The organism is Aerococcus sp. UMB7834, assembly GCF_030215145.1.
Taxonomy (GTDB): Bacteria; Bacillota; Bacilli; order Lactobacillales; family Aerococcaceae; genus Aerococcus.
Window position 1 is genome coordinate 1 of the sequence record NZ_JASOLI010000018.1, and the last position, 8,799, is coordinate 8,799.

The 8,799-nt window shown below is 45.6% G+C and carries 7 protein-coding genes; 4 read left to right on the top strand and 3 right to left on the bottom strand.

Annotation, left to right across the window (positions count from 1 at the left end; translation table 11 throughout):
• Window positions 1-442: 442 nt before the first annotated feature.
• Window positions 443-1,009 carry a DUF402 domain-containing protein gene (locus tag QP339_RS09560; protein WP_067976595.1) on the bottom strand — a complete coding sequence of 189 codons (567 nt, stop codon included), beginning with the start codon at window positions 1,007-1,009 and terminating at the stop codon, window positions 443-445.
• A 170-nt stretch (window positions 1,010-1,179) separates the two neighbouring features.
• On the opposite strand from QP339_RS09560, the gene QP339_RS09565 reads away from it, so the two are divergent.
• Window positions 1,180-2,448, top strand: coding sequence for an SGNH/GDSL hydrolase family protein (locus tag QP339_RS09565; protein WP_284911319.1), 1,269 nt, complete (start codon window positions 1,180-1,182; stop codon window positions 2,446-2,448).
• A gap of 470 nt (window positions 2,449-2,918) precedes the next feature.
• Window positions 2,919-4,883 (top strand): type I pullulanase, encoded by a 1,965-nt coding sequence (gene pulA / locus QP339_RS09570; protein WP_284911320.1) that lies wholly within the window; start codon window positions 2,919-2,921, stop codon window positions 4,881-4,883.
• A gap of 69 nt (window positions 4,884-4,952) precedes the next feature.
• Here the strand turns inward: pulA and QP339_RS09575 are convergent, their stop codons facing one another.
• The gene (locus QP339_RS09575) at window positions 4,953-6,059 is read right to left on the bottom strand and encodes an FUSC family protein (RefSeq protein WP_070486168.1); all 1,107 of its coding nucleotides are present in this window, start codon (window positions 6,057-6,059) and stop codon (window positions 4,953-4,955) included.
• A 206-nt stretch (window positions 6,060-6,265) separates the two neighbouring features.
• Between QP339_RS09575 and QP339_RS09580 the strand changes: the two genes are divergently transcribed.
• Window positions 6,266-6,721: a Fur family transcriptional regulator gene (locus QP339_RS09580; protein ID WP_210382774.1), complete on the top strand. Its 456-nt coding sequence runs from the start codon at window positions 6,266-6,268 to the stop codon at window positions 6,719-6,721.
• A gap of 86 nt (window positions 6,722-6,807) precedes the next feature.
• Here the strand turns inward: QP339_RS09580 and proC are convergent, their stop codons facing one another.
• The gene (gene proC / locus QP339_RS09585) at window positions 6,808-7,614 is read right to left on the bottom strand and encodes a pyrroline-5-carboxylate reductase (RefSeq protein WP_284911321.1); all 807 of its coding nucleotides are present in this window, start codon (window positions 7,612-7,614) and stop codon (window positions 6,808-6,810) included.
• A gap of 80 nt (window positions 7,615-7,694) precedes the next feature.
• On the opposite strand from proC, the gene QP339_RS09590 reads away from it, so the two are divergent.
• Window positions 7,695-8,489, top strand: a complete 795-nt coding sequence (locus QP339_RS09590; protein WP_284911322.1) for a hypothetical protein — start codon at window positions 7,695-7,697, stop codon at window positions 8,487-8,489.
• The last annotated feature ends 310 nt before the right edge of the window (window positions 8,490-8,799 follow it).

Sequence of the window (8,799 nt, forward strand, 5' to 3'; positions counted from 1 at the left end):
AGTCAGAATAAGAGCGAAGCATTCGCTCGTTTCTGACTTGTGAAATCACTCCAAGCCTGCCAAGTTGAACCCGACTAGAACAGGGTGTGAAGGCTAGCGTGAGAAATAGACTTCTGGAGCCAAAAGCAGAGAAGTCTGGAAGACTTCGGCGGATTTTGGTGAAGAGGAGCTATTTCTGCTAGCCTGAACCCGACTATAGGGTGTGAGCAAAGGCGTTTAGAAAGGAATGACGGGAGGCAAAAGGGATAAGAACGGCTATCAGCCGGTCGTTCCCATTTGTGAAGAGGAGCCCTTTCTGCATCCTCGAACCCAACTAAGGGGGCGAGGGCGCGCGGTTAGAAGTGGACTTCAGTGTGTAAGCAAAGCAAAAAGGCTGAGTTTCAAAACTCAGCCTTTTTTATGAACTTTCGAATACTTCACAATCAAATCGAAAGGGCGACAGCTAGTGCTGGCGGCGCTTTTTCTTATGCTGTTGTTGGCGCTGGCTTAGCTGGCAATAACGTTCATACCACAAATCCACATAGGCCTTAGAGAAGGGGCCTTTGCCTTCTTCAATCCAGCGGTTCAATTCATAGAGATGGCAAGTGACGATATAGTCAATATCGTAAGGGTAGGCCATCTTTCGACCATGGTCGAGGTATTCATCTACATCGAGTAACTTTTTATCGCCATTCGGAAAGACTTTGATATCTAAATCATAGTCAATGTATTTAAGGCCGTCCTTGTCCATAATATAAGGGGAAGCCAGGTTACAATAATATGATGTGCCTTTTTGGCGGATCATCGTGACAATATTGAACCAGTACTTCTTATGAAAATAGAGAAGGGCGGGCTCGCGTGTTACCCAGCGCCGACCATCGGATTCACTGACAAGGGTATGGTCATTACAAGCAATGATACTCTGATCAGAGGTCTTGAGCACCATACAATCATGCCAAGTGCGATGCAAACTGCCGTCATGTTTATAGCTTTTGACTGCGATGTATTCTCCTTCTTGAGGATTACGCATCAAAAAACCTGCTTTCTGCATCAGTATTCAATCTTATTCTTAAATAGTATAACATAGCTTGGCTAAAAATAGAATTTTTAATTAGAAATTATTAAAGAGAGTCTGCTGTTCGATTAGCTAAATTTTTATGCTACAATAAATGGAAAGAATATAAACGAGGAGTTAGATTTATGAGGGAATTCAACAAGAAAAGCCTGCTAGCCATGCTAGCGACAGTGGTTGTCGGTTTCATCATTATTGGCGGGTCTTATGTGATCGGCCAGCGGCGAGAAGAGGCGCGTTTAGCCGAGGAAACAGCACTCTTCCAGGAACATAATCAAGGAGACCAAAAGACAGACCAGACAGCTAGCCAGTCAGGCTCGTTAGACCAGGCGGCAGCCGATTTTGAACAGAACCGTGAGAACACAACAGCAGCTAAATATTTGGCCTATGTCAACCGGGAAGCGGACCAAGTCGGCGTCTTAGCTGTGGATTCGCTCAACCAAACCGCCGATTGGTTGGAAACGGCAGTTGCTGGTCTCAAGGATAAAGGTTTTGACCAGCTTGCCGTTAATAAGTTAAACTACAGCGGCATGTCAACTGCAGATCTCTTAGCCAGTGGCTATGCCCAACAAGTAGCCGATAGCCAGGGTCAACTTATCTTAGTTCCCCTGAACCTGGCGGCTGAGGCCCAGGCTGGGATCGATGAAGCGGGAAGTAAAGCGAATATTGAACGCATTTATCGCCAGCTACGTTTGGCCAAACCTGAAGCCCTACCGATTTTTGTTATTAGTCCTAGCTTGAATAATGACGAAGATAGTGATGCCTATAAGGATAAGATTGCTAAGATACTCGATGATTTGAACTATAACTATTACGATATGTGGGCTGATTTCAAGGATCAATTAGCAGCTGATGGCTTAAACTTGGAAGACCTTTATTCTGAAGGTGGGCAATTGACCAACCAGGGGGCAGACTTATGGAGTCAATTGCTGACTAAGGAATTAAGCGAAACGACAATCGATGCCCAGCACGGCTTCAAGGGCAAAAATGATGATCTCGACCAACTAAAAGAGGCCGAAGCCAAAGTTAGAGACGAGGAAGCACGCGCCCAAGCGGAAGCGGAGGCCCAGGCACAAGCCCAAGCGGCTGCCCAATCAGAAGCAGCGGCTGAGTCTTCAAGACGGGCAGAGTCAGAAGCCCAAGCAGCTAGCCAATCGCGTGCCCAAGCTAGCCAGGCTGCTCCAGCCCAAGGCCAGCAAGGCAATTGGAACGCTAATGGCAACCAAAATTACCAAAACAATCAAAATAACCAGCAGAACAATTGGAATGCGAATGGCAACCAAGGTAGCTATAACCCGGCTAACCAGTGGCAAGGGTCCGGTGGTAATCAGCAATACGGGAACGGCAATGCTAATGGTAACCAAGGAAATGCTAATTGGGGAGCACAGAGCCAATAATAAGATTCAGTAGACAATGTAGAGGATTAAAGTCAAAAGGCCTTTCCTTAGGGGGAGGCTTTTTTAGTTGGATTCGGTCGCGCAGAAGTGGCTCCTCTTCACAAAGCGCCGTCGAAGACTTTCAGTCTCCTCTGTTGCTTTGCTCCAGAGGCCCCTTTCTCCCGCATCCTCTCACACCCTTGTTTAGTCGGGTTCGCAAAGGCAGAAAGGAAGTGACTTCAGCAAAAGGGAACGACCGGCTGATAGCCGTTCTTATCCCTTTTGCCTCCAGTCATTCCTTTCTAAACGCCTTTGCTCACACTCTGCCTTAATGAGCGAAAGTTAATGCACTGGCTGGTGAATTATTGTTATAATGAGGATGATGTGAATTTTGATGAGGTTGATTCATTAGCTTAGGAACTTCTAAAGCCTAAGCAGGTGGGAGGCCTTTGCACTGGCAGCCTGCATTTGCCAGATAAAGGAGATATAGAATGGAATTGCTTGATGACTTATTTGCCCTGTCTGGGATTGAATCCCCTCAAACGATTCGCGAGGCTATGCATGACTATGCTCTAAGCGAAGAATTTGACCAGACCTATGCTTACGGTGGCGCTTTGGGGGCAGTCTACCATAAACGTTTCACCCGTTTTGTGCTCTGGGCACCCCTGGCTCAGCAAGTAGATCTACTTGTATTTAAAGACTTGTATAGCGAATTGTACGATTCCTATCCGATGAAACGTCAAAAAAAGGGGACTTATGAAGCGAGTATAGCAGGGGATTGCCATAATCTGGCCTACAGCTACCGCCTTTATTTTCCAGATGGGAGCTGTGTTTATTCCCAAGATCCCTATGCCAAGGCTGCGACGGTGAACAGTGGGCGCTCGGTAGTTGTTAATCCGACTAGCGCTTATCCTGAGGGCTGGGAAGAGGACCAGGGACCAGAGATAGACCCAAGTGAAGTGGTAATATATGAAGCTAATATCCGCGACTTAACCGCTGCACCTTCCTCTGGCGTTCGCTTTCCTGGTAAGTATCTAGGACTAGCCGAATCTGGAACGAAAACAGCCCAGGGCTTGGCAACCGGACTCGATTATTTGGCAGATCTAGGGATTAGCCATGTCCAATTGATGCCTTTCTTTGACTTTGCAACGGTTGATGAAGAGCGAGAGAGTGGGCGCAACTATAACTGGGGTTATGATCCCCAGAATTATTTCTTACCGGAGGGCTCTTATGCTAGCGATCCTTTTACCCCAGTGACCCGGCTTATGGAAACTCGGCAAATGATCCAGGCCCTCCACCAGAAGGGGCTAGGGGTGATTATGGATGTGGTTTTTAACCATGTCTATGATGAAGAGAGTCATCCCTTGATGCTTACGGTGCCGGACTACTATCTGCGCTTCCATGAATCGGGCCATCCCGCTAATGGGTCAGGGGTAGGAAGCGAGCTAGCCACAGAGCGGCGGATGATGCGTCGTTATCTCTTGGATGCTATCCGTTATTGGGTAGAAGAGTACCATGTGGATGGTTTCCGTTTCGACTTGATGGGCCTGATTGATGTGGAAACCATGCAAGCTGTTCGCCAATTAGCTGACGAACTGGGCCCGAATATTATTATTCTGGGCGAAGGGTGGAATATGGGTCACTGCCTTGCGGACCAGGATAAAGCCTGCTTGGAGAATGCTAGCCAGCTTGAGGGGATTTCTTTCTTCAATGACCGCTTCCGCGATGCCTTGCGGGGGAATGACTTTGAGGAGGGCCAGGATACCGGCTTTATCTCTAACAAAAAGCACATGGAATTTCAAATTGTTGAGAATTTGAAGGGGAGTCAGACTTTAAATGGGGTGGACTATCACTTCCATTCTCCCCAACAGCTCATTCAATATTGTGCGGTCCATGATAATTGGACACTCTGGGATAAGTTGGCCATCACCCGGTCTCATGAAGTAGTTGGTTTCCGCCGTCGCCGTCAACTTCTGGCCAATACGCTGATTGCTTTAACGGAAGGGATCCCTTTCTTCCATTCCGGCCAGGAGTTCCTGCGCAGTAAACTCAATCTGAGAAATACCTACAATGCACCAGTCGAGATTAATGCTTTGGATTGGGACAAGCGCGATGAAGAGACCGAAGCGGTGACTTACCTTAAGGATTTGCTGGATTATCGCAAGAAGCACGAGGTTTTTCGCTTAACTTCTTTTGCATCGATTTATGACCACTTAGAAATTTTAAGGGCGGATTCGCAAATCATCATAGCAGTCTACCAGGCCGCTGACCGGCAAATCTTAGTTGCCTATAATGCGAGTAAGTACAAGCAGCTTGTCTCTTTGCCAGAAGGAACTTGGAAGCTAAGAGCTAGTGAGGGACAGTTCTTTACAGACGAAGCAATACTTGAAACTTATCAAGAAGAAGTAGAACTAGCCTTTCTAGCCGCAACGATATTTGAACAAGTAACAAAATAAAATTAAAAAGGCCTTGAAGTTTGGAAAAGTTAACTTCAAGGCCTTTTTGTTGGTATTTTTAGTTGACGACTATTTTTCAAGTCCTTTAAGGCTGTCGGCTTGAAATTTGTCATCAACGTGGTGGAGATGGTAGCTGCGGACTAACATATTGAGTCGCATGAGACTTTCCTCATAACGAATAATTGCGGAGGTAATCAAGATAATCGCATTCGATCGTTCAAGCTGGGAAGTATCCGTCTCATCTTCTGAAAGTCGAGCAGCTTTGAACATGTTGTCTATTAGGTGTTGGCGGTATTGGGAAGTGGACTGGAAGAAGTTCACTTCAGTGGGAGAAATCCGCCCATCGAACTTAAGAAAGATTTGTTCGTGGGCTGCACACAGGGTTTCAATCCGCTCGCGAATCTCTAAACGTAAGCTATCCGGCAATTCAAAGACCACATTGGTATGTTCATGGAGCAAACGGAGGAGGCGGGTGGAATGGTTGAGGGCTTGGATGAAGCTGCGAAGGATGACCAATTTACGTTTGAATTCGGTAATCCCTTTGCCCCTCCAGACTCTTTCTTCTTTGAGTAGTTCAAAGAGTTCTTGGATGTGGCGGATCTTATGCCTTGCCCATGAGAGGTCAGAATTCAAGGTCGAATACTCACCATTTTTTCTAAGAATAGCTCTCAAGCGGATGCTGATCTCTGTATTTGTTGTATTAATTTCATCGTAGACCACCGCATCATATTTGGGCGGGAGGATGAAGAGATTGACCAGAAAGGCGATAATAACTCCAAGCAAACTCTCAATCACCCGTTTGCTGGCGGTGAGAATGATTTCCTGGTCCGAATCAAAGGGGGAGAGCATGATAATAACCACTGTCATCGCAGCAATAGAGATGGCATTGGACAATTTCATCGAATTCATCAAGACAATAAAGATAATAACAGTTAAACCAATAATTCCCGCATTGCGGCCAAAGAGCGTGGTCATGATGACGGCACAGAGCCCCCCCATGAAAGCAGCGATAATACGATTTGACATTGATTCCCAAGTTTTGCCAACAGATTGTTGCATGGTTAAAACGACTGTAAAGGCCGGCATAGTTGGATCGATATGGGGTAAAAGACTCGAAATAATAATGGCCACCATAACACCAATGCCAGTCTTAATCGTTCGGGCACCCAATTTCATTTTTGCTTTTTGTCTCCTTTGCAGATAATTTGTTGTAGCTTGCTTCCCTATAAGCTTACCATTGTTTGTTAGATAGTAAAGCCTTATTGCGCCTTTTAGAATAAAATTTAAGGCTAGGGCTAGCGCCTCCCTTTAATAAGAGGTATACTGATATAGAATGGAATTATTATAATGTGAGAGGAGGAGAAAAGATGACGCGCCCTGTGATGGATAATGAAAGTAAATACGCCAAAACCATTACCGCCCTACGCGAACATAAAGTGAGGATCACGCCCCAGCGAGAAGCGATTATTAAATACCTCATTGAGACTAAGGACCATCCGACAGCAGAGGATATCTTCAATGAACTGTCGCCGCATTTTAAGAGCATGAGCCTAGCAACCGTCTATAATAATTTGAATCTCTTGACCCGGATGCACCTCGTCCGTGAATTGAATTATGGGGATGATGCTAGCCATTTCGACTTTGATTTGGATCGCCATTACCATGTGATCTGTGAACACTGCGGCCGGATTGTCGACCTCTATTATCCGATTCTCTATGAGTTGGAGTCCTATGCGGCTGCCTATACAGGCTTTAAGGTGAATAACCATCGTTTAGAAATTTATGGCCTATGCCAAGACTGTCAACTCGAACGCCAAGAAACGGAAGGCCATAGCTAGTCGAATTACCTTAAGAATAAGTCATGGTGAAGCGTGATGAAAAAAGAAGCTAGGCTCATTGTCCCAGCTTCTTCTTTACTTTAGGCCTAGTCTCCGGCTAATTCTTTGGCCTTGTCATGGCCAGCTAGAAAGCTTTCAATTATAGTGGAGCGGAGTCCCAAGGCTTCAGCGGCTTGGACTTCAGCGATGGTTGTGCCTGCGGGCGTACAGACCATGTCCTTTAATTGACCGGGATGGTTTTGGCTTTCTTGAGCCATCTTGGCAGCTCCCAGCATGGTTTGACTAGCAAAATCATAGGCATCTTGCCGGGCCATTCCAGTAAGAACAGCAGCATCCGCCATGGCTTCAAGGATCATGTACATGAGAGCTGGCCCTGATCCAGATAATGCCGTTACTGTGTTTAAGAGGTCTTCACCCACAAAACGGGCTTGGCCTAAACTGGAAAAGATAGCTAGAAGGCCATTTCGGTCATCAGCTGTTAGGCGGTCGTTGCCGACAATACCTGCCATTCCGGCACCAACCTGGGCAGGCGTGTTCGGCATAACACGGGCAAATTTCTGGTCTGCTCCCAGTATTTGCTTGGCTCGCTCAAGGCTCAGGCTAGTGGCGATGGAGACCAGGAGGGAAGAGGGAGCGAGTTGGGCTTGGACTTCTTGGACAACGCCCTCAATGTAGGCTGGCTTAAGGGCTAAGATCACATAGTCAGCCCCGGCAACCGCCTCTTGGTTGTCGGTGAAGCAAGTGATAGCAGGAAGCTTGGCAAATTTTTTTAGGGTATCGGCATTAGGATCCGCAAGGCGAACTTCCATCGTTTGGAAGGGGGGATTTTCTGAGATGCCCCGAGCGATAGCGCCGCCCATATTCCCTGCTCCGATAATCGAGATGATTGGCATAGATCTGACTCCTTTAATTTTTTTACTATTATAGCACGAATTCCTATTCCTAAAACTCAAATTCCAAGGAGGTCTAACAAATGTTGAGCGCAATCAAAAGCACCCTCAGTCACTGGGCGAAAGTGTATTTAGCCATTCGCCACCGTTTGTCCATTATCACTGGATCTCTTTTGCTCCTTTTAGCTACCATTATTCTTTGCCTGCCCTTTATCAATACTTATCAGGGAAAAGTGGACCAAGACTTGAGCCAAGAATTCGCCCAGCTTGACCCCTATTTTACTGGTCAGACGTCGCCACTTTTATCGGCTAATTCTTTTTCAGCTGGTTATTTTGAAGAAACTGATCAAAGCGGACAAGACCAAGTTGCTGACTTGCATCTCTACTATTTTCCTAGCGCTGAAGACTTAGGCGCAATCGAAGCCTCTGACCAAGCTTACTTTGTTTTTTTACCAGACCAATATTTTTATCGGTTAAAGGATGGCCAAGGGGGACAGGGAGCTTACCCTAGTCATTGGAGAGTTCCACGAAGTATGGATAAATTATTAGATGACCTAGAAATTTACCAAGAGAAAGAACAAGCCCAAAGTCGCTTTATGACCTTGCTAGCTTTCCGCCACATTTTCTTTGTCTTTATCGTATTTGCCTATGCCTTTTTAACAGCTACTTATCTCAACCGAAGACGCCGGCTTTATTTCCCCCAATTGATGAATTTTGAAGATTGCTTTACTTTAGTGACCTTAGCAGCACTTCCAGCTTCACTTTTAACTCTACTAGTAGCCCTTTTCACCCAACACCCCAGTCTCTTGGCGGTAAGCTTTATTATCATTACAAGCGGGCTTTTGTTTGGCCAAATCAAATTAATTTCAAAAAAATAGAAAAAAGTCTTTGACAAAAGAAGGAATACTTGGTAAACTATTTTTTGTCGTTTGAGAGAGCGCTAGTCGCTAGAAACGCAAACAAAAAAATAAAAAACTTGTTGACAAGAAACAGACAAGTTGATATGATAGTTGAGTACTTCTCGAACGGGCCAAATGTTTCAGAAAGAACAAAAAAACTTTTTTTCAAAAAAACACTTGACACGAATTTGAGAAATATGATATTGTTAATTAGTCGCTTCGATGAGGCGACGAGATAGACCTTTGAAAACTGAACAAAGAAGACGAACCAATTGTGTAGGGCATCAAC